Genomic DNA, 18,930 nt, shown 5'->3' on the forward strand with positions numbered 1-18,930 from the left:
TCGACGACTTCGTCGATGACGCAGAACTCGTCGCCCGCATCAAGGCCCGGTCACCGCGGTAGCAATCGGCCGGTTACTTTTCAACCTAAGTAATTGATTCTGATTAATTATAATAATCCGGAATCTCCCCAAACATGGCCTGCCTTGTACCTTCTCGAACCTCTATCATAGATGTGCATGGACGCATAACCGCAGGCGCATATTCGCAGATTGCGCAATTGGCTATCGGAGGCTTCGAGCGGCAGATATTTGACGGCAAAGGGGCGACGCGTCTTGCGCTCGGCGGCTACAGCTGGTTGCACGGAATGGTTTCGGTGTTCGCTCTGAAACTTGCGATTGACCTCGCGGCGAATGGCGCGGCGGCGTGCGCTGTGTAGCTGCCTGCGGCCACGATTGGAGTATCTCAAGTTCTGTGGTTGTTAACGCGCCTGTTTCGCTCAACAGACAACCACGCTGGAACTCAAACGGGTAGTTGGTTTCCAATGTATCTCGTAAGCCCTTGTTCTCAGTTGTACCGAGTCTCGGGCGGTTTTCATTTCAAGTATATGAAATTATTTATAAATTATCCTTCTTCCGGGGCTTCCCTTGCGTCCACAGCGAACTTCCGGAAACCGCGCGTCGCGCTTGGGTGGGCCATCGCAATGTCGCGTCGATCTCGATCTGCAAGGAAGCAGGCAAGACCGCGAAGTCGTTTCCAATCCTACCTGTAAGCCATTGACTTGATTAGGCAGCACCGCGGCCCCGTTTGCGGCGCATTCCGTTGATCTAGTTGGCTTTGCGTGGTCCAGTCGGGTGCACCACTTTCCAAGATGTTAGCTGGTGGCTTTCAACCAATCTGGCATGCGCGCGCCGGTCGGGCGGCCCGGATTCGCGTGAAGATGTTTGGTTCCGGCAGGTCGCGCGCGTAACGCGGGGGCGAGGTTCCGATCCCGCATGTGCCCTCTGCGCGCAAGGGCGACCATTGCCGGCGGGCAGGGGGTCGTACCGCCTGTGAACGCCGTTTCATCTTGTGCAGAGGGCGCATCGCGGGCCCGAAAAAACACACTAGATTGGGTGTAGCCGGGCTTGCCATTGGCTGCGCAGTTGGTTTAAAAGCCGCGGTACCGGGTTGTTAGCTCAGTTGGTAGAGCGTCTCGTTTACACCGAGAATGTCGGCGGTTCGAACCCGTCACGACCCACCATTTTTCAATACCTTAGACGATGTGGTTGCCTCCGGGTTCCCAATCCACGCGGGCCGGTTCCCAGTTTCGCGTATCAAAAGCAGCGTTTCGGCATTCATCGCCTCGGCTTCGACCCGCCGCGCGTAATGCCGCGCCATCTTCTCTGACAGGTGACCGAGCATCGATTTCACCCGCTGAATGCCGCCAAAAGCTGCCGGATTGCGGGCCACCGCATTGGCGATTATGGTCGCGTTTGTGTGGCGCGGGCCATGGAAGGTCGGCTGGAATTGGTCCGGTTCATAGGCGTCGATTGTCTCCGGGCGCAGACCCAGCCGGATGAGCTCGGTGCGCCAGGACGCGCCAAAGCCGCTTGAGGTCCAAATCTTGCCACGCGGGTTTGTGAGCAGCGGCCGCCGGGCATCATCGGCGCCGGTGCGGCCGCGCTCAGCCCGTTCCAGATCCAGAATGGCCATCACCACCGGATGCAGGGAAGCCGGAACTTCGGTGCCGGTCTTGCCTTGCTTCAGATATCAGACCCCGCCATCGATCCGCGCCTCGAATAGCCGCAACAGCACATCGCTGCGCCGCTGGCTGGTGTAGATCGCCACCAGAACCACCTACAGGATTTCCAGCTTGCCGTGCGCGATCAGTGCGCCGAGGAATATCCTGCGGCCACGGCTGATAGGAGCCTTCACTGATGACACGCTCGATTTTGCGGCACGGGGTCACGTCGAGGTAACCGCGCGGGCGTCCCCACCTGACTACAGAGCGGATATCATCCAGCACGCGGTTCGCGGTCGCGGGGCGTTCAGACAGGCTGTCATGGAGCGCCTGCACATGCACCGGGCGGATGGCCGAGGCATCGACCTGACCTCAGCGGTCGCGCATGAGGTTGAGCGCCTTGGCGCGGCTGCTTTTCGATTTGGAGGGCGAACCTAAGTATTTGCGGCTGCTCAGATGTACGCGCAGCATTGCACCGATGCTGCCTGGGTTTTCCAGCTCGCCCGGTGCCATGCCGAACGCCTCACGATGGGCGGCATCATATGCCGCGCGATGGCCCGCGGTGAAGGGATGCGGCCGTGGCATGCGGATCTCTTTGCCGCCTTGCACGACGCGAAAGTAAAAGTAGTCGCGAGCGCGGCTTTTCTTCCGCTGCACATAGCTTTCCAAACGCAGATCAGCTGCCACCGCTTTCCCTTAAAATCGGATCATCCACAGTTTCTTCGCCCGTTTGTGACAAACGGCGCCCGACTTCGGCCCATTTCCATCGGCAGTGACGCCGATCCGCACCGGGCGCGGCAGCAGCCCCCGGCGCACCCGTTCTCAGACCGTGCCGTCACTCACATCCAGCAGTTGGCACAATGTGCCAATGCCGACATAGGCAATGATGCGCGGCTCGGTGTCCACCGCCTCTGGCATTGCCGTCAGCTCGATGCGTTTGTGCTGTCCCGTCATTGCCTCCTTTCGGCATGCCACATGCGCCGCACTTGCTTTTCCGGTGCGCTACCCATGTCGGGCCTCCTGTTTCTGGGCGCATCCGCCCCATTGGTCTGCGCAGGCTTCGGCGATGTCGGTAACGCTGCGGGATCTGAATTTCCAGCGGTCCGGCCCAGGCGGCGCGCGGTGGATGGCGGACCACGCTTTGTGCCGTGCGGGCTCCTGTACCTTCCTGGGTGGCGTCGGGCGGTTGCTGGCGGCCAGCGGGGCGAGGCGGCGCAGATAGAAGCCGGTCACTTTGAAAAAGGGCTCGCCAAACCACCAGGGCTGCACGATCTGCGGCTTTGGCAGATCGGCGGGCAGCAGGGCCCGGGCGTGGCGGTGCATCACCGGGTTCTCGATGGCGATGCGCGGGATCGGTGCGCGCCAGCAGTCTGAGAAGAGCGCGGCGCCCGCTTCCAGCTCGGCCTGCATTTCGGCGCCAGTGCGGCCGGGCGGCGGGACGTGGAGCCAGCGGACGCCCGAATTGCAGAGGCGTGTGCAGGGTGGATGCATCACCGCAAGCATGTCCCGGCCGTCGTGCAGATGGTCCCGCAGGTCGCCCCGGATGTGGCGGGTGCTGCCGTCCTCGGCGGCCAGCAGGTCGCAGGACCAGACGTCATGCGCGCGCGCGGCAAAGGCCCGGCGCATCACGCCCGAGGTCTCGCAGCCGATCAGAATGCGCATCGGTTGGGTTGCGCAGCGGCGCGATTGCAGCGTCCGGCTAAAGCAGTCGTTCGTTCACTGCGCCGCATCTCCGGTGTCGGATCGACGTGATGGGCGGAAACCATTCCGCTCGCACGACTATTTCAGCAGCCACCAAAAGAGGCGCAGAAGCAGAACCGACAAGAAAAACAGGAAAATGAACGCTGCCGTGTGCCCCATATTCCCAATTAACGCTAGCACCGTCAAATTTGGGTAAACTGTGGGTAGGGCAGGCCAGAACATGTCCTCGCTTCGGCCTTCACGTGCCCCTAACCTCCTCATGAAGATCGTTGCGAGGAAAAGGCCCGCCACAACGATAGCGTAACTGACAGGTATCGCGACAGCTGGGCGTAGCCGTTCCGAACTTAGAACCAGAAGTGCTATTGCTGCCGTAATACTGCAGGCGGTTCCGTACTTCCAATATAAGAGCTTCGCAGCATCCATGTCTTTCGCTCCGTGGACCCCATTCGAACGTTGGCCATCAAAGCGCCCGCCTTCTGCCATGTAAGTTTCGCCTGAATTCCCGTCGCCGTCTACCGTATCATGGGAATTTCGACGGGCTCTGTTGCAGAAATCCTGTGAGGAATTCATCTGGTGAATCCAATACGGTAGCTGGGGATGCATGAGCAGACCGACATCCCCGACCTACAGGACCAGGAACTGGCCAGCCTACAATGAAGCGCTCAAGCGCCGTGGCTCGCTGACGATCTGGTTCGACCCCGAGATGAGCTGGGATGCCGCGCCGACAGGCAAGCTTGTTCGATGACAACTCTGTCTTGTTATTTGGCTTTTGTCCGCTTTTGGGGAGCGGCACCGCAGCTTTCGTTTCCCATGCCAAGGTCCGGATTGGGCCGGTCAGGTCGACACGGCGGCGCTGGCGGCAAGAAAGGCCCGCCGCGCTGCCGCAAGACCGCTTTGGGCCCAAATTGTCTGATGCTGCGCAGTGGACGAACGGCAGGTAAGCGCAAAAGCGACCTTTGCAAAGTTGCGGTAGCACCGTCTTCCGGAGCGAGGCGAACGGCCTCTTGCGGACGGTCAGGCCCTACGCCGGGCATCGCGGCACCCGCCAAGAGCCGCCGGTCGCCGATGGCGGATGCCGCACTGCCGCATGCGTCGAAGCGGTCGCTCAGGCATGGCGCAGCGAAATCCTCGAGCGGGCGGCAGCGATTGGAACGCAGCAGAGGCTCGTTGTATCAAATGAAGCAGTTCCTCGGGCGGCTGAAGCGTGCAAATTTGCGAGACGTCTAAAGCGTTGCGCGAACCTGCACCTGAGATACGATCGGCAAAGGACGCCACCGCGAGCAGGCAATGGACAGAGCGATCGCCGACCCTGACATCCACGTGCCCATCATGAAATGGTGGGAGGGGCATTACGACCGGTTCTTCATCGTGCCGCATCCCTTTTTTCGGATCCGGTCCGTTGGCTCCGGCGGCCTTCCCTCGGGCGGGTATGACGAAATCATAGAGCGCGGCGCACGGCCCAGCGACTACGGGGACCTACTGAAACGGCGCGGGGAAATGGTGACGTGGAAGAGCGTACACGCCGACGTCGCGCCGGAGGTGCCGCGTATCCCGTTCTACAGGGCCGTCTGGCTCCTGAGCTGCCTCGGCTTTGCGGAGCGCGCCGACATCGATCTGCAGAAGAGGATACTTGCCTATTGCCAGGACAAGTTCCTGAACTTGCCGGAGGATGATGCGATCTCCCCGATCCTGCATCCTGCCATCGGCAAATTCCTCGCTCCGTTCTGCGGTACCGACATGGTGATGTATGACGAGCATCGGGAGACCTCCAGCGTTCTCGTCCTGTCAGAGTTGGACAAGGACGCTCCCACAATCGCGTTGAAGGGCAGGTTCGGGGAAAGCTTGGCTTGGGCGATTCACGTCCCCGATCCAGGCGTCCTTCTCACGTCCCGGTTTGACGGGGCGGAAACGCTGATCGCCATGACCGAAAAGGCGCACGCGCTCTCCGATCCCGACGACTTCTTTGATACGGAGCCTGTCGACGAGGACATGTATTGCGATTGGCTTAATCCGGTCGAATTCTTTCCACATAGAAAAGCGCCGAAGGGCAGCTCGTGACCAAAGCTGAAGTGGACCAGATCGCAAATGACCGCTTCGGGCCGAGAGCGCCTCGCTCGATGGCGCAGGTGGAAAGTGTGATTGTGCCGCAGAAGATTGGGTCGTGCCTCAGCAGGAGAAGGCAGACATTCATGGACCGAAACACCGAGTTTTGACTGCGTATTCCCCAAAAGACTGCAATGCGAAGAGGTATCCCCAGTGAAGGCACTCCTTCACATGCGCACCGAGAGTTGATGCCGCTGCGCTGGCATGCGCGGCATCAACTTCGCTGTCAGGCGGTGGCAAAGCATATCGCGATGCTGGGGCCCGATGTGCATCCTCTCCCGATGCAGTTGGCCGTCCCCGTGGCTGCGGATCAGGCGGTGGGCACCGTTCCTCCGTCGATGAGTATCTCCGTCCCGTTGATCGTGGCCGCGCGATCGGAGGCGAGGAAGGCGATCAGATTGGCGATCTCAGACGGGGTGGAGGGACGTCCGATCGGAATGCCACCGAGGGCCTCCATGATCATCCGCTTGCCGCCTTCCAGATCGGTTCCGGCCTCCTGCGCGAGACGCTCAGCGAGGCGGATCGAGGCCTCGGTCTCGATCCAGCCGGGGGCCACGCGCACCACCCGGACACCCTTGGGGGAGACCTCCTTCGACAGGCTCTTGCTGTAAACAGACAGTGCAGCTTTGGCAGCGGCATAGCCTGTGGTCGCCTCTGGCAGCGGCAAATGGTGCTGGATCGAGGTCACATGGATCACCACCCCCGCGCCCTGTGCGACCATCCCGGGCACAAGCGCGCGGTCCAACCGCACGGCAGGCAGCAGGTTCAGGTTCAATTCGGCCTGCCATTCCGCCTCGTCCAAGGCGGCAAATCCGCCCGCCGGTGCAGAGGAACCGCCGAGCATGTGGACGATGATATCCACCCCGCCCATGCGGCTGCGGACCGCTTCGGCAACCGCGGTGCAGCCTTGCAAGCTGGTCAGATCCGCAGCAACGAACATCTCAGTCGGCAGATCGTCGGGGCGGGTGCGGGCGGTGGTCAATACCTCGGCCCCAAGATCGCGAAACAGCGCAACCGTAGCAGCCCCTGCGCCCTGCGTGCCGCCCGTGATCAGGGCGCGCTTGCCCGTGAGGGTCAAAAAGCCCGACATCAGCCGATCTCCAGTTCGGTGATCTTCTCGCCCGACAGCCCGAAGGTGAAGGTCAAAACCGCTGGACTGCCGGGGAAATCACCGCTGACCCGGGCGCGGACGACCGTCTTTCCCGCCCTTTGAGCCATGTCCAGCGGCTCCGCGCTGTGGCGATATTTCGCCTTGGCGGCAAGCCACCAGGCGCGGATCTCTTCGGGGCCGCGATGCTGCTGGCCTTCGTCATGGACAATCGCCTCTGGCGCAAAGGCCGCAGCGAAAGCCTCGCCATCCTGTGGCACCTGCGCGCTGAAATAGGTGTGGACCGCACCGGGAAGGTTCATCTTTGAATTCCTTTTGTTGAGCTGATCGTAAGTTAACGCTCGACCTTGATCCTGATAATCGGGATAATTCAGCATCTAACGATGACAGGATAGGGACTATGCAGGATGCAGGATGTGGGCGTCAGGGCGCTTGAGGCCGTATTGGCCATCGCGCGTCACGGATCCTTCCGGGCAGCGGCGCTGGACCTTGGCATGTCGACAACCGCATTGTCCCATACCATCGGCCGACTGGAAACCGGCCTTGGCGTGCGGCTGTTCAACCGCACAACCCGCAGCGTGTCGCTCAGCGATGCGGGACGGGATTTTGTTGAGCGGACTGCCCCGGCGGTGGCCGAAATCCGTGCGGCTATGGGCACCGCACGATCCCGCAGCGAAACCCCCTCTGGCCTGCTGCGGATCAACGCCTCCGTGCAAGGCGGGCGGCAGATCGCGCCACTGGTTCTGGAGTTCCTGCGGCGCTACCCTGAGATGCAGGTCGATCTGGTGACCGAGAGGCGGCTGGTCGATATCGTGGCCGAAGGCTTCGATATGGGCATCCGATCCGCCGATCTGGTGCCGCGTGACATGATTGCGCTCCCCTTAGGCACGCCGCAGCGCTATGCCGTCGTCGCCTCCCCCGACTGGCTGAAGGCCCACCGCGCGCCGCAAACCCCCGCCGATCTGCCGCTGCAGCAGTGCCTGCGGGTCCGCTTGCCAAATGGCGGACTGTTCCGCTGGCAATTTGAACGAAACGGCGAGGTGGTGCAGGTTGATGCCAAGGGGCGTTTGACGCTCGACGAGGCCGAAATCGCCCGTGCCGCTGTGTTGGATGGGGCCGGTATCGGCTATTTCATCGAGCAGGACGTGGCCGATGAAATAACCTCGGGCCGTATGGTCCGCCTGCTGGAAGACTGGACACCGCCGCGCGCTGGCTTCTGCCTATATTATCCCGGAAGGCGCAACCCCTCCGCTGGCTTCGGCGCGTTCCTTGCCATGGCGCGCAAGCGGGCATCCAAACATCTGACGCCCGGATGATCTGGGGCCCGGCGAACTGGCACGGGCCTGAGTGACCTGCCACAGCTGAAATTAGGCGCGCGAGGTTTTCGCCGCAGCACCCCCCGGGGGGTATCCGAAAATCGAGGCGTCTTGCCGGGTAACCGTCCTCCGCTCCTTTGTTTTCGTGCGCGGCGAATTGGAGAAAAAAGCCCACTTGGGGAAAGGTTATGGTCGTCAGGGTAGCCACGCCAACCGACAAAAAACGAATACCATTGAACGATGACGGCCGCTTTGGGACCGTCACCACTGACACCCATATCATCCGGAGGGCAGGGCGTAGATGTGACTGTTGGCGGCCAGTTTCCCCGGCGCGCGCGACGACGATCCCGAGCCGTCAATGCCGCACGATCCGCGTCAGTTTGTCCGGGTTGCGCGTGATATAGATGTCGGCGATGCGGTCGCCGTCGAATGCCAGCGCCGTGGTTTGCACGACGCCACCGATCCGGCTGATGAACCCCGGCAGCCCGTCGATGGTGACGCGCCCCAAATGCTCGGCAGGGCCAAATTTGCGGCTGATGCCGAGGAAGAGCCGCTGCAACGGATCCGCGCCGCGCAGGATATTGTAGGACGGGATCTTGCCGCCGCCGTCGGAATGCAGACTGGCGTCCGCGGCCAGCATGGCGCCCAGCACCGCCGCATTGCCGTTCTGGCAGGCGTCGAAGAATGCCTGCGTCAGCCGTTCCGCCCGCTCCCGCGGGAGCGTGGTGCGGGGGCGGTCGTGTTTGACATGCGCCCGGGCGCGGCGGGCCAGTTGCCGCGTGGCGGCGGCGCTGCGCCCGAGGGTGACGGCCACCTCGTCCATGCTTTGCCCGAACACGTCATGCAGCAGAAATGCCGCCCGCTCGAGCGGCGACAGGCGTTCCAGCGCCACCATCAGCGTCAGCGTTATGTTGTCGGCGCGCAGGGCATCGTCCTCCGGCTCGACCAAAGGGTCGGGCAACCAGGTGCCGGGATAGGTTTCGCGCCGGACCCGGGCCGATTTCATCTGGTCGAGACAGAGGCGCGACACGATCCGCGTCAGCCAGGCGGCGGGTGCGTTCACGCTGCCCTGATCGCTCTGCTGCCAGCGCAGCCAGGCCTCTTGCACCACATCCTCGGCATCGGGATGGGTGCCGAGCATCCGGTAGGCCAGACGCAGCAGCCGGGGCCGCTGCGTCTCAAAGATCTCGGTGCCGGGGTCAGGCCGCATGCGCAAGCTCTGCCGGATGGGCGGCGCGAAAGCCCACCTGCACCCGGTTCCAGATGTTGATCGCACCGATGGCCAGCGACAGCCAGGCGCGTTCGTCCGGCGTGAACACGGCCGTCACGGCGTCCCAGTCGGCATCGGGGGCACCGGTCTGCTCCAGCCGGGTCAGGGCTTCGGTCCAGGCCAGCGCCGCGCGTTCGCGGGGCGTGTAAAGCGGGCTTTCGCGCCAGGCCACCAGCATATGCAGGCGCAGCGGCGCCTCGTCGTCCTTCAGCGCTTCGTCGGTGTGCATGTGGACGCAAAAGGCGCAGGCATTGATCTGGCTCGCGCGGAGCTTGATCAGGTGCAGCAAGCCGGGTTCCAGCGGGCTGGCCTTGATCGCGGCTTCCAGCGCGAAGAGCGGCTTGAACCCGGTTTCGGCGCGTTTGAAATGATCGGTCATGCGGGGGGTCATCGGTGTCTCCATCTCTATCTGACATGGGTATGACGCGGCAGCCCAGCCGGATGTGACATGGGCCAAAGATTTTTTTCACGGGCCTTTGTCAGGCGCCGGGGATCACCCGAGGTTGCGGACGAAGGATACGAAGGCCCGCATGCCTGCGTTCATCTGCCGGTTGCGGGCATAGTAAAGCGCCAACCCCGGATAGGGCGGTGTCCAATCTTCCAGCAGCCGCACGAGGCGCCCCGCCGCCAGATCAGAGGCGGCGGCGGACAGTGAGACATAGGCCACGCCAAAACCCGCCCGTGCGGCGGCAAGCACGAGGCGCGCATCATCCAGAACCAACCGCCCCTCGGTCACCAAGCTCAGGCTCTCGCCACGGCGCGTGAATTCCCAGCGGTACCGGGCCGCCTCTGCCAGCCGCAGCTGGATGCAGTCATGCGCCTGCAAATCCGCCGGGCTGAGGACCGGAGGGGCGTCTTTCAGATAGGCGGGCGCAGCGACCACGATATGCTGTTGCGGCCCGCCGACCGGGATGGCGACCATATCCTCGGGCACGAATTCCGACAGGCGCAGGCCGCAATCGACCCCCCCAAGGCCCAGATCCAGCAAGGCATCATCAGACCGCACATCAATGTGCATTTCTGGATATTGCCGCAAAAAGCCGAGGATCAGCGGCTCGAGCACAAGCTCTGCCGCAACCGCCGAGGCGTTGATGCGGATCGTGCTTTTGGGTTGGGCGCTGAAATCCCCGATGGCGTCCAGCGCCGCGCCGAGCTGGCTCAGCGCCGGGCGCAGGGCCTCGGCAAAGCGTTCGCCCACCTCTGTCAGTGACACATTCCGCGTCGTCCGGACCAATAGCTGCGCCCGCAGCCGCGCCTCCAGTCCCGCCACCGCATGGCTGAGTGCCGAGGGGCTGCTTCCCGTCGCCCGCGCGGCCGCCCGAAACCCGCCATGCTCCACCACGGCGAGGAATGCCGACAACTCTGCCGGAGCGAGCTGCGCTACTGTGCGAAAAATCTCATTATGTCGTGCCATATTCAATATCTAATCCCAACAGCCCGGAACCGCTACCTCTTCGGCAGAACAGGAAAGGGATGCGGCAGATGACCAGGATCACAACGGGATTTGGATTTACCTCAACCGCGGCAGAGGTGCTGCATGATGCAGACCTGCGCGGCAAGACGATGATTGTCACGGGCGGCGCCAGCGGTATCGGCATTGAAACCGTGCGGGCGCTGGCGGTTGCCGGTGCGGCAGTCACGATTGCCGCCCGGCGGGTTGAGGCGGCAGAGAGTGTCGCGGCAGAACTGCGGGCGGAGACGGGCCATGCCGCCATCGGCGTGCGGGCGCTGGACGTCGCCGATCTGGCCTCGGTGCGCCGCTTCGTGGCCGCATGGGACAAGCCACTGCATGCGCTGATCAACAATGCCGGGATCATGGCACTGCCGGAACTGGCGCGGAACAACGCAGGGCGCGAGATGCAGTTTGCCACGAATTACCTGGGTCACTTTGCGCTCACGCGGGGCTTGCATCCCTGGCTGCGGGCCGCCGGGGGCGCGCGGGTCGTCTCGGTTTCCTCAACAGGCAGTCTTTGGAGCCCGATCCTTTGGGATGACCCGGATTTCCGCTTCACCCCGTATGATCCCTTTGTCGCATACGGGCAATCCAAGACCGCCTGCATCCTGCTCTCGGCCGGGATTGCCCTGAAATGGACGGCGGATGGCATCACTTCAAACGCGCTGAACCCGGGCGCGATTGCAACCAATCTGCAGCGCCACACCGGTGGGTTGAAGACGCCGGAACCGTTCCGCAAGACACCACAGCAAGGGGCGGCGACCACGGTACTTCTCGCGGCGTCACCTTTGGTTGCGGGGGTGACGGGCCGCTACTTCGACGATTGCACCGAGGCCGAGGTCGTGGATGCGCGCCGCGATCAGCCCATCGGGACGGTTGCCCGCTATGCGCTGGACCCGCAGAACGCGGCGCGGCTCTGGGATATGGCAGAGCGGATGATCAGCACCGCGTCATGATCGGCAGTGGGGGGGGCGGCACCGGATGGGGCAGGGGCCGCGCGCCCCGATGCCGGACGCCTTACCCCACCAGCATCTGCCGCGCGCGCAGGCTGCGGTACAGCCCCCCGTTGCGGGCCATAAGATCCGTCGGCGTGCCGTCTTCAACGATCCGCCCGCGATCAAACACGAGGATGCGGTCCATCCGTTCCACCGTGGCCAAACGGTGGGCGATCACCAGCGTGGTGCGGCCCTCCATGAGCCGCTCTGCGGCTTGAGCCACCAGCGCCTCGGCCTCTGAATCCAGCGAAGATGTCGCCTCATCCATGACCAGGACCGGCGCATTCGACAGGAAGGCCCGCGCGATGGCCACCCGTTGACGCTCACCACCCGACAGCTTGACGCCGCGTTCGCCCACTTCCGTGCCAAAGCCTTTGGGCAGCCGCTCGATAAAATCGAGAGCCCCCGCGCGCTCTGCCGCGTCCCGGATGTCCTGCATCGTGGCACCGGGCCGGGCATAGGCGATGTTCTCAGCAAGAGAGCGATGAAACAGAACAGGATCCTGCGGGACAAGTGCGATTTGCTGGCGCAACACATCCAGGGGAACGCGCGCAATATCGACCCCGCCCAGCGTGATCGTGCCGCCGTTGATTTCATGAATCCGCTGGATCAATTTCACGAAGGTGGTTTTGCCCGACCCTGACCGTCCGACCAGCCCGACTTTCTGGCCCGCCGGAATGGCCACGTCCAATTGCGCAAAGAGCGGCGTCGCGGCCCCTGCATAGCCGTAGTCAACACCGTCAAACGCCAGCGCCGCTGCGTGGGGCGGCAGGCTCGTTGCGGGGTATCTGGCGACCGATTCTTCGCGCGCGCTCCCCATCAGGTCGACAAGCTCCTCGGCATCGTTGACAGCCTTTTGCAGCCCGCGCACATGGTTTCCCATCTGGCGCAAGTAGCCGTCGAGCATCCCGAGTGCAGAGACGACAAAGGCGATTTCACCTGCATCGGCCAGATCGCGGGTATAGGCGACGAGCGCGCCCCCGAGGACCGCGGCCCGCAGCGCCCAGATCGTCATGTCCTGAGACAAGCCCGACAAGGTGCCACGCCGCCATGTGCGCCGGTTGCGGTGCGCCCATTTGGTCAAGGCAATGCCCAGCCGCGCATCCTCGCGCCGCTCTCCCGCATGGGCGCGCACGACGCCATTGGAGGTGATGGCGTCGGCCAGTGCGCCCGAGACCCGGCTGTCTTGTGCGTTGGCCAAACGGGCCGCGGGGGCCACCCAGAACAACGTCAAGGACAAGGAGAGGGTCAAAAACACAAGCGCGCCGACACCGGCGACGAGCCCGACCTCCCAGCGAAACGCCGTGAGCGTACCGATGGTGCCAAACAGGATCAGCATCGAGGGCAAAAGTGCCAACAAAAGGAGATCCCCCATCTCATCCAGCGCCCAAGCCCCGCGTGTGATCTTGCGCACGGTCGATCCGGCAAAGGCATTCGCATGCCAGTCTGCAGGCAGACGTTGCACATGTGCGAAGGCCTCGGCTTCAGCTGTGCGCATAGAGGGAATGGTCAGGTCGATGATGACAAAGTAGCTCAGGATCTTGGCCGCAATCGACAAGGCCCCAACCCCCAATAGCGCAGCGAAGGCGCGCCAGGGCGCGTTTGCGGCCGCGACCGCATCAACAAGGCGTCCGGTGATGACAGGCACCGCAATGTCCGCGGCTGTTGAGACCAGGACCAGTGCCAAGATGGCAAAAATCTTTCCGCCCTGGCGCATCCAGAGCCGGAAGGTGAACGAGAAAACACGCGCAAACGCGCCGTTGGCAGAAAAAGGAAGCATGACAGTCTCGCAAACCTTGTCGGCTGCGCCTTGCGAATGATTTGGAAAATAAGTCCAGCGTGGACAATGAGATCTGAGCTTTGGGCGAGAGCCGCCGCAGAACTGTCAGATCAGGGCGGCTCCGAAACGGGAGAGGCCCGGGAGGAAGCGATATGCGATGGTCATGTGCGTCCCCCTGGCAAGATGTCAACGCACCGATTTAATCGGCGATTTTATGGTCCGTCAAGGGCAACTGGGGATAGCTTTCGTCGAGGACCCGGCCCTGAGCTGACGGTCGAGAGTGTGGCTACGTTGCGGTGCGGCTTCCCCGAAGCGGCCGTTCATGCCTTCGCGCAGTAAAATCCGGGGCCGAATGTCGCTGATGCAGACGCTCCAGACCTTTGGCTTACGTCCACGATGTCGCGTGCCTGCCATTCCCGCGCTCCCAGTACCTTCGGTAACCAGCGGTGCATCTTCGCTAGAACCAGATAGCCGCACCACCTGCGGCTTTGACGATCTAGGCACGCTCAGCTCAACGCTTGAGTCGCAGGAGGACCTGATCATCGGCGAAGCTGAACTTGAATGCTTCAATCAGTAATAATACTTCGGTTGAATGATGCGGCACTCATCAGAACGAATAGCGTGCACTATCGAAGCATCAATATGTCGATATGTGTCGCTGTCTATTTTAATTGGATCGCCGATGAAATTCCAATAGATATCAAATGCATCCACCGCGAGTTTTCTACCATTGGGCCATGAAATTAATACTGAAACACTATCTTCATCGAAATCTTCATATTTAGTGAATTCCCCACCTGAAACATACTCATTTATTCTGCGAAGATCTGCATAATTGAGTTTCCCAACGCAAATTTCACCATGATATGTGTCGTGACCGAGGGATACTGCCGCCTCGAGATCTGATAGTGGAGAACTGCGCGCAACTGAGTATGCGGCAGTAACCTGAGAGATTTCGTTATCGGCGCCCAATCCGACTGCTGAGCACCCCTGAAGCAGAAACATTAAGCAAAATATGGTACGCATTCAAATTGACCTCCAAGGGCCCCTCAAGTGTCCCTTAGCATATCGAGCAGCGATACGTCAAATTTACATCATGGGGGCCGCATTCATTGCACATTTCATGCGTGCCTCACCATCGCAGACCGGCCAGGTGGCCTGGGGGGGCGTGAAGTGACTTTCGGTACTGGAAACCAACGGCCCATGGCTGTCGGTCGAGAGCCTGCCGACGCTGCGGTGCGGCTTCCCCGAAGCGACCGTTCATTGCCTAGCGCAGCAGAATCCGGGGACGAATGCCTCCGATGCGGACGAAAATTTCATTGGAACGAGGAGATGTTAGTACTGAAAGGACTTCGGAAATTCGTTGATGCGTCTTTGCATTCCAACAGATTTCCTTACATAATCTCACCCACCGACAATGCTAGGACTCTAGGCTCAGGGGCCCGAGGGGACTGGGTAGTAATTAACAAAAAAGCCAATTTATGATAGTATCGATCGTGGTAATTCCGACAGGGGATTGCCGTAATTAAAAAAATTGAAATTAATAAACCCACGAAAGATGGAGGGCACGATGACCGGAGGAGCGAAGGAAATGACTGACGAGCAGTTGTACGAAGTTGCACTAACCGGAAAAGGTACGCCTGCACTAAGTTGCGATCAACTAATAAAATTTATTTTGTACCTTCGTAAAATAAATACTGCTGGAATTCAATCTATGGAGGCGTTCGATTTCATCAGCGACACCAAACAACCATTAACTTTCGAGTATAGTATTTTAGGCCTTGATGGAGATGACGACTGGGAGTGCCATCAATCTGTGGCGCGCTCTTTGAATTTTGCGATGGGGAAGATACGAAAAGCTAAAGACAGCGGGAAAAATATCAGATTCGTTGCTTGGATCGACGACGGCCAATAATTTCCTCTAATCTCATGTCCTGAGCCTCGCCTTCGTCAGAATCTATTATAAAGAATAGGGCTCGAGCCGAGACTTCGCCGCACCTAACCTCGGCAAAAGTTGCCTCGCAGCCCAGAACGTCCGCTTTCTTCAGGTTGATCATTTTGTTTGCGCGAGCAGCGAAAGTCGGCCCTTCGCGTCTGGGGTCGGGAGAAACACTGCGCCTCGTGCGCCCGGCAGCAACGGGTCGGCATGATCTCACGACGGAATATGGCAATATCACGGCAAGCTGGTTGATGCAGCGCGCCGCAGAGCCCGTTCGTGCCTTTCAGCGACATTCTAGCGGTGCGCAGCATGCGACGCGAAGGGCGGAAAGCGACACTCGCTCCACCGCGGTCGAATGGCCGCAATGCAAAGAAAAAGCTACGTGATCACGCTTTGGGACCCGCGCGCATCCATTCCATCCTGAGAAAGTGGGCGTTGAATTACGTTTGCCGCAGTCTATCTCTGAGCGATGGAAAATGCTCCCAAAACCTCGGTCCTTTACAATGCAAGCTGTCCGGTCTGCAACTTTGAGATCAGACACTATGCGCAATATGTGCATCGAAACGGTTTGCCGATCCGGTTCGACGATCTGAACTCGGATGCGCGGGGGCAATGGGGGCTTGATGCCGATACGGCTGCCCGGCGGCTCTATGTGCTCCACGATGGCAGACTGACCTCGGGGATACCGGCATTTCTGGTGCTGTGGGCGCAAATGCCGCGGTACAGATGGCTGGCTCGGGTCGTAGCTGTGCCCGGCATCAAGCAGATCGCTTCGGCAGTTTACGACCATATCTTGGCGCCCGTGATTTACCGCTGGCACGTTCGCCGGTTGCGTAAACACGCCGCCGCGTCTGACTGAAATTGGAGCCCCCCGTGCCACAGGACGACGGCGACAAGGGGGCAGCCGTGCCAACGGGGCGGGTCGGGCGGCTTTTGCGGTTTGGTGGTATCGCGGGCGGCATAGCGGGCGGCGTCGCGGCGGGGGGCTTGCGCGCGTTGGCACAGGGCAAGCGGCCCGATATGGCGCGGCTTTTGCTGACACCGGCCAACACGTTGCGGCTGACAGACGGGCTTTCACATCTGCGCGGGGCAGCGCTGAAACTGGGGCAGATGATGTCGATGGACACCGGTTTGGTTCTGTCGGACGATCTGACTGAAATCCTGGGGCGGATGCGCGCCGACGCCCGCCACATGCCGCCCAAACAGCTGCAATCCACGCTGAATGCCGAATGGGGCGCGGGCTGGCACAAACGCTTTTCCCGCTTTGACGTGCGCCCCTTTGCGGCGGCCTCTATCGGGCAGGTCCATCGTGCAAAGACCCATGACGGCCGCGAACTTGCGATCAAGGTGCAATATCCCGGCGTGCGGGCCAGCATCGACAGCGATGTCGATAACATGGCCACGCTGTTGCGCATGCCGGGCCTTGTGCCGCGGGGGATGGACCTTGCGCCCCTGATGGCCGCAGCCAAACGTCAATTGCACGCCGAGGCCGATTACCTGGCAGAGGCGCAGCATCTGACCCGCTTTGCCACAACGCTCGCGGGATCTGACACCTTCACTCTGCCGGAGCTGCATGCAGAGTTTTGCACGCCGCAGGTCCTTGCCATGACCTATCTGGACAGTGTTCCGATCGAAACCCTGATCGATGCGCCCCAAGCCGATCGCGATCGGGTGGCCGCAGCCCTGATCGACCTGGTGCTGCGCGAACTCTTTGTCTTTGGGGCGATGCAGACGGATCCGAACCTTGCCAATTATCGATATGATCCGACAACCAGGCGTATCGTGCTGCTGGATTTTGGGGCGGTGCAGGCGGTCGCGCCAGAACTGGCAGCGCAGTTCCGCGCCCTTGCACAGGCGGCGCTGGCTGGCGGCGATGATGAAAGGCGGGCCGCGATGCTGCGGATCGGGTATTTCGGACCCCAGACCGCGCCACATCATCAGGATCTGATCGTCACGATGTTCAATATGGCGATGGAACCGCTGCGTCAAACCACCCCCTTCGATTTCGGCAGCAGTGACCTGCTGGGACGGTTGCGCAACATGGGCCTCACCATCGGCACTGACCGTGAGCTTGCCCATGTGCCCCCCGCAGAAACCCTGTTTTTGCACCGCAAGATCGGCGGCATGTATCTGATGGCGGCAAAGCTGCGGGCGCGTGTCGCCCTGGGCCCGATGGTCGCGGCCTATTGCAAACCGGAGTCCCGTTGAAATCGGTTTGCCCTGCGCCACATTCAGCGGTGAAAATGAAAATGGTGACTGCATGACCGACTGGATAGCGACCCGTGCCGAGGGCGAAAACCGGCTTGCAGGCTTTGTGCCGCGTATGGGGCGGGGCTATGCGGGCGGTCGCAACGCAGATCACGGGCAGGGCGCACATACAGCCGTGTCAGTCTTGTCGCCCTATATCCGTCGCAGGCTTGTGCTGGAATCTGATGCAGTGGCGCAGGCGCTCGCGGCGCACGGTCCAAAGGATGCCGAGAAGTTCGTGCAAGAGGTCATCTGGCGCGGCTATTTCAAAGGCTGGCTGGAATGTCGCCCGCAGGTCTGGGCCAGCTATGTGACGGGACTGCGGGCCGATCTTGCCATGTTGGACCGCGACCGCCGTCTGACCCGCGATGTCGCGCGGGCGATGGACGGCCAGACCGGCCTTGCGTGTTTTGATGCTTGGGCCGAGGAACTGCTGGCGACAGGCTATCTGCACAACCACGCCCGGATGTGGTTTGCCTCGATCTGGATTTTTACGCTGGGCTTGCCGTGGCGGCTGGGGGCGGATTTCTTTTATCGTCACCTTCTGGATGGCGATGCGGCGTCAAACACGCTGAGCTGGCGCTGGGTTGCCGGGCTGCATACCCGCGGCAAGCCCTATCCCGCCGAGGCTGCCAATATCGAAACCTTTACCGCAGGTCGGTTCAACCCGCACGCGGCTGATCTGGCAAAGGTGACACAAGGGCTGGAGGCGACCGAGCCTGACGGCCTGCCGCCGGTTCTGCCGCTGCGTCCCCGCACACCGCCGCAGCCCGGTGGGCCGACAGCCTTGCTGATCACGGATGAGGATTGCCGGATCGAGGATTTCGGCCGTGCCGATCTTGATCTCCGCACGGCGGCCACGTTGACCACCAGCCATCTTCGCTCGCCTTTGCCGGTCGCTGCTTGCGTATCCCAGTTTGAGGTGGCGGCGCTGGCCGATGCGGCGGCGCGTGCCGGAGTTACACCGGAAAAGTTGTGCGCAGGGTCTCCCGACGACCTTGCCAAATGGGCGGCATCGGCGGGGGCCACACAGATCGCCACGGCCTATGTCACCCGCGGCCCATTGCGCGATTGGCTGGACGCGGCCGCACCCGCTCTGGCCGCGCGCGGCATCCGTTTATGTGAATGGCAGCGCGACTGGGACCGCGCGATCTGGCCGCATGCGACCGCCGGGTTCTTTAAGGTAAAAAAGCAAATCCCACAGCTTTTGGAGCAATTGGTGGCAAAGTGATGTCCGCTGCCAAACCCGCCTGATTACCCGTCGCGGCAAACTGTCCAGACCCGTTACATTCCGGCGCGGTCTTCCCACATCTGGACGAACCAAGGTGGACCACATGCGCTTTGTGAATTTGCGCAG

General features: G+C 61.6%; 18 protein-coding genes, 1 tRNA gene and 1 pseudogene. 9 read left to right on the plus strand and 11 right to left on the minus strand.

The window, feature by feature from the left end; all coding sequences use genetic code 11:
- Window positions 1-1,105 precede the first annotated feature (1,105 nt).
- Window positions 1,106-1,181 (plus strand) — tRNA-Val (locus ACEN2S_RS18185).
- Here the strand turns inward: ACEN2S_RS18185 and ACEN2S_RS18190 are convergent.
- From ACEN2S_RS18190 to ACEN2S_RS18205, 4 genes are all read right to left on the minus strand, one after another.
- Window positions 1,169-1,633 (minus strand): hypothetical protein, encoded by a 465-nt coding sequence (locus tag ACEN2S_RS18190; protein WP_441868708.1) that lies wholly within the window; start codon window positions 1,631-1,633, stop codon window positions 1,169-1,171. The genes ACEN2S_RS18185 and ACEN2S_RS18190 overlap by 13 nt on opposite strands.
- A gap of 400 nt (window positions 1,634-2,033) precedes the next feature.
- A complete protein-coding gene (locus ACEN2S_RS18195) occupies window positions 2,034-2,348 on the minus strand; it encodes a hypothetical protein (RefSeq protein WP_441868711.1) in 315 nt (104 codons plus the stop codon).
- Window positions 2,349-2,483: 135 nt separating this feature from the next.
- Window positions 2,484-2,615: a hypothetical protein gene (locus ACEN2S_RS18200; RefSeq protein ID WP_441868714.1), complete on the minus strand. Its 132-nt coding sequence runs from the start codon at window positions 2,613-2,615 to the stop codon at window positions 2,484-2,486.
- 48 nt (window positions 2,616-2,663) lie between these two features.
- Window positions 2,664-3,323 carry a hypothetical protein gene (locus tag ACEN2S_RS18205; RefSeq protein WP_441868717.1) on the minus strand — a complete coding sequence of 220 codons (660 nt, stop codon included), beginning with the start codon at window positions 3,321-3,323 and terminating at the stop codon, window positions 2,664-2,666.
- A 640-nt stretch (window positions 3,324-3,963) separates the two neighbouring features.
- Between ACEN2S_RS18205 and ACEN2S_RS18210 the strand changes: the two are divergent.
- Window positions 3,964-4,095: pseudogene (locus ACEN2S_RS18210) on the plus strand (IS5/IS1182 family transposase); the annotation flags it as partial.
- A gap of 554 nt (window positions 4,096-4,649) precedes the next feature.
- Window positions 4,650-5,420 (plus strand): hypothetical protein, encoded by a 771-nt coding sequence (locus ACEN2S_RS18215; protein WP_441868720.1) that lies wholly within the window; start codon window positions 4,650-4,652, stop codon window positions 5,418-5,420.
- 355 nt (window positions 5,421-5,775) lie between these two features.
- On the opposite strand, the gene ACEN2S_RS18220 is transcribed toward ACEN2S_RS18215, so the two are convergent.
- Together ACEN2S_RS18220 and ACEN2S_RS18225 are read right to left on the minus strand one after the other, a co-directional pair.
- A complete protein-coding gene (locus tag ACEN2S_RS18220; protein WP_441868722.1) occupies window positions 5,776-6,555 on the minus strand; it encodes an SDR family oxidoreductase in 780 nt (259 codons plus the stop codon).
- A complete protein-coding gene (locus tag ACEN2S_RS18225; protein ID WP_441868981.1) occupies window positions 6,555-6,875 on the minus strand; it encodes a nuclear transport factor 2 family protein in 321 nt (106 codons plus the stop codon). The genes ACEN2S_RS18220 and ACEN2S_RS18225 overlap by 1 nt, the downstream gene beginning before the upstream one ends.
- A 105-nt stretch (window positions 6,876-6,980) precedes the next feature.
- Here ACEN2S_RS18225 and ACEN2S_RS18230 point away from each other — a divergent pair, with 105 nt between their 5' ends.
- A complete protein-coding gene (locus ACEN2S_RS18230; RefSeq protein ID WP_441868725.1) occupies window positions 6,981-7,889 on the plus strand; it encodes a LysR family transcriptional regulator in 909 nt (302 codons plus the stop codon).
- A 355-nt stretch (window positions 7,890-8,244) separates the two neighbouring features.
- On the opposite strand, the gene ACEN2S_RS18235 is transcribed toward ACEN2S_RS18230, so the two are convergent.
- From ACEN2S_RS18235 to ACEN2S_RS18245, 3 genes are all read right to left on the minus strand, one after another.
- Entirely contained in the window at window positions 8,245-9,099 is an 855-nt protein-coding gene (locus ACEN2S_RS18235) for a sigma-70 family RNA polymerase sigma factor (RefSeq protein WP_441868728.1), read from the minus strand.
- Window positions 9,089-9,550: a carboxymuconolactone decarboxylase family protein gene (locus ACEN2S_RS18240; protein WP_441868731.1), complete on the minus strand. Its 462-nt coding sequence runs from the start codon at window positions 9,548-9,550 to the stop codon at window positions 9,089-9,091. The genes ACEN2S_RS18235 and ACEN2S_RS18240 overlap by 11 nt, the downstream gene beginning before the upstream one ends.
- Window positions 9,551-9,652: 102 nt before the next feature.
- Window positions 9,653-10,573, minus strand: a complete 921-nt coding sequence (locus tag ACEN2S_RS18245) for a LysR family transcriptional regulator (protein ID WP_441868734.1) — start codon at window positions 10,571-10,573, stop codon at window positions 9,653-9,655.
- Window positions 10,574-10,641: 68 nt separating this feature from the next.
- Between ACEN2S_RS18245 and ACEN2S_RS18250 the strand changes: the two genes are divergently transcribed.
- Entirely contained in the window at window positions 10,642-11,568 is a 927-nt protein-coding gene (locus ACEN2S_RS18250; protein WP_441868737.1) for an SDR family NAD(P)-dependent oxidoreductase, read from the plus strand.
- 61 nt (window positions 11,569-11,629) lie between these two features.
- Here the strand turns inward: ACEN2S_RS18250 and ACEN2S_RS18255 are convergent, their stop codons facing one another.
- Window positions 11,630-13,387 (minus strand): ABC transporter ATP-binding protein, encoded by a 1,758-nt coding sequence (locus ACEN2S_RS18255; RefSeq protein WP_441868740.1) that lies wholly within the window; start codon window positions 13,385-13,387, stop codon window positions 11,630-11,632.
- A 570-nt stretch (window positions 13,388-13,957) separates the two neighbouring features.
- Entirely contained in the window at window positions 13,958-14,413 is a 456-nt protein-coding gene (locus ACEN2S_RS18260; RefSeq protein WP_441868743.1) for a hypothetical protein, read from the minus strand.
- A 544-nt stretch (window positions 14,414-14,957) separates the two neighbouring features.
- On the opposite strand from ACEN2S_RS18260, the gene ACEN2S_RS18265 reads away from it, so the two are divergent.
- The 4 genes from ACEN2S_RS18265 to ACEN2S_RS18280 all read left to right on the plus strand — a co-directional run bounded on the left by ACEN2S_RS18265 (window position 14,958) and on the right by ACEN2S_RS18280 (window position 18,804).
- Window positions 14,958-15,302: a hypothetical protein gene (locus tag ACEN2S_RS18265; RefSeq protein WP_441868746.1), complete on the plus strand. Its 345-nt coding sequence runs from the start codon at window positions 14,958-14,960 to the stop codon at window positions 15,300-15,302.
- A 493-nt stretch (window positions 15,303-15,795) separates the two neighbouring features.
- Window positions 15,796-16,185 carry a thiol-disulfide oxidoreductase DCC family protein gene (locus tag ACEN2S_RS18270; protein ID WP_441868748.1) on the plus strand — a complete coding sequence of 130 codons (390 nt, stop codon included), beginning with the start codon at window positions 15,796-15,798 and terminating at the stop codon, window positions 16,183-16,185.
- A gap of 14 nt (window positions 16,186-16,199) precedes the next feature.
- Window positions 16,200-17,534 carry an ABC1 kinase family protein gene (locus ACEN2S_RS18275; RefSeq protein WP_441868751.1) on the plus strand — a complete coding sequence of 445 codons (1,335 nt, stop codon included), beginning with the start codon at window positions 16,200-16,202 and terminating at the stop codon, window positions 17,532-17,534.
- Between the two features lie 52 nt (window positions 17,535-17,586).
- Complete coding sequence (locus ACEN2S_RS18280; protein ID WP_441868754.1) at window positions 17,587-18,804, plus strand: FAD-binding domain-containing protein; 1,218 nt, start codon at window positions 17,587-17,589, stop codon at window positions 18,802-18,804.
- Window positions 18,805-18,930: the final 126 nt, after the last annotated feature.

Origin of the sequence: Phaeovulum sp. W22_SRMD_FR3 (assembly GCF_052113705.1) — a bacterium.
Classification (GTDB): Bacteria; Pseudomonadota; Alphaproteobacteria; order Rhodobacterales; family Rhodobacteraceae; genus JBGQOG01.

What these genes read in the sequence shown, in the direction of transcription:
- ACEN2S_RS18190 (WP_441868708.1), bottom strand. Translation starts at nt 1,633, where the DNA reads ATGGCCATTCTGGATCTGGAACGGGCTGAGCGCGGCCGCACCGGCGCC.
- ACEN2S_RS18280 (WP_441868754.1), top strand. Translation starts at nt 17,587, where the DNA reads ATGACCGACTGGATAGCGACCCGTGCCGAGGGCGAAAACCGGCTTGCA.
- ACEN2S_RS18255 (WP_441868740.1), bottom strand. Translation starts at nt 13,387, where the DNA reads ATGCTTCCTTTTTCTGCCAACGGCGCGTTTGCGCGTGTTTTCTCGTTC.
- ACEN2S_RS18265 (WP_441868746.1), top strand. Translation starts at nt 14,958, where the DNA reads ATGACCGGAGGAGCGAAGGAAATGACTGACGAGCAGTTGTACGAAGTT.
- ACEN2S_RS18240 (WP_441868731.1), bottom strand. Translation starts at nt 9,550, where the DNA reads ATGACCCCCCGCATGACCGATCATTTCAAACGCGCCGAAACCGGGTTC.
- ACEN2S_RS18270 (WP_441868748.1), top strand. Translation starts at nt 15,796, where the DNA reads ATGGAAAATGCTCCCAAAACCTCGGTCCTTTACAATGCAAGCTGTCCG.
- ACEN2S_RS18220 (WP_441868722.1), bottom strand. Translation starts at nt 6,555, where the DNA reads ATGTCGGGCTTTTTGACCCTCACGGGCAAGCGCGCCCTGATCACGGGC.
- ACEN2S_RS18235 (WP_441868728.1), bottom strand. Translation starts at nt 9,099, where the DNA reads ATGCGGCCTGACCCCGGCACCGAGATCTTTGAGACGCAGCGGCCCCGG.
- ACEN2S_RS18225 (WP_441868981.1), bottom strand. Translation starts at nt 6,875, where the DNA reads ATGAACCTTCCCGGTGCGGTCCACACCTATTTCAGCGCGCAGGTGCCA.
- ACEN2S_RS18215 (WP_441868720.1), top strand. Translation starts at nt 4,650, where the DNA reads ATGGACAGAGCGATCGCCGACCCTGACATCCACGTGCCCATCATGAAA.
- ACEN2S_RS18205 (WP_441868717.1), bottom strand. Translation starts at nt 3,323, where the DNA reads ATGCGCATTCTGATCGGCTGCGAGACCTCGGGCGTGATGCGCCGGGCC.
- ACEN2S_RS18260 (WP_441868743.1), bottom strand. Translation starts at nt 14,413, where the DNA reads ATGCGTACCATATTTTGCTTAATGTTTCTGCTTCAGGGGTGCTCAGCA.
- ACEN2S_RS18250 (WP_441868737.1), top strand. Translation starts at nt 10,642, where the DNA reads ATGACCAGGATCACAACGGGATTTGGATTTACCTCAACCGCGGCAGAG.
- ACEN2S_RS18200 (WP_441868714.1), bottom strand. Translation starts at nt 2,615, where the DNA reads ATGACGGGACAGCACAAACGCATCGAGCTGACGGCAATGCCAGAGGCG.
- ACEN2S_RS18230 (WP_441868725.1), top strand. Translation starts at nt 6,981, where the DNA reads ATGCAGGATGTGGGCGTCAGGGCGCTTGAGGCCGTATTGGCCATCGCG.
- ACEN2S_RS18245 (WP_441868734.1), bottom strand. Translation starts at nt 10,573, where the DNA reads ATGGCACGACATAATGAGATTTTTCGCACAGTAGCGCAGCTCGCTCCG.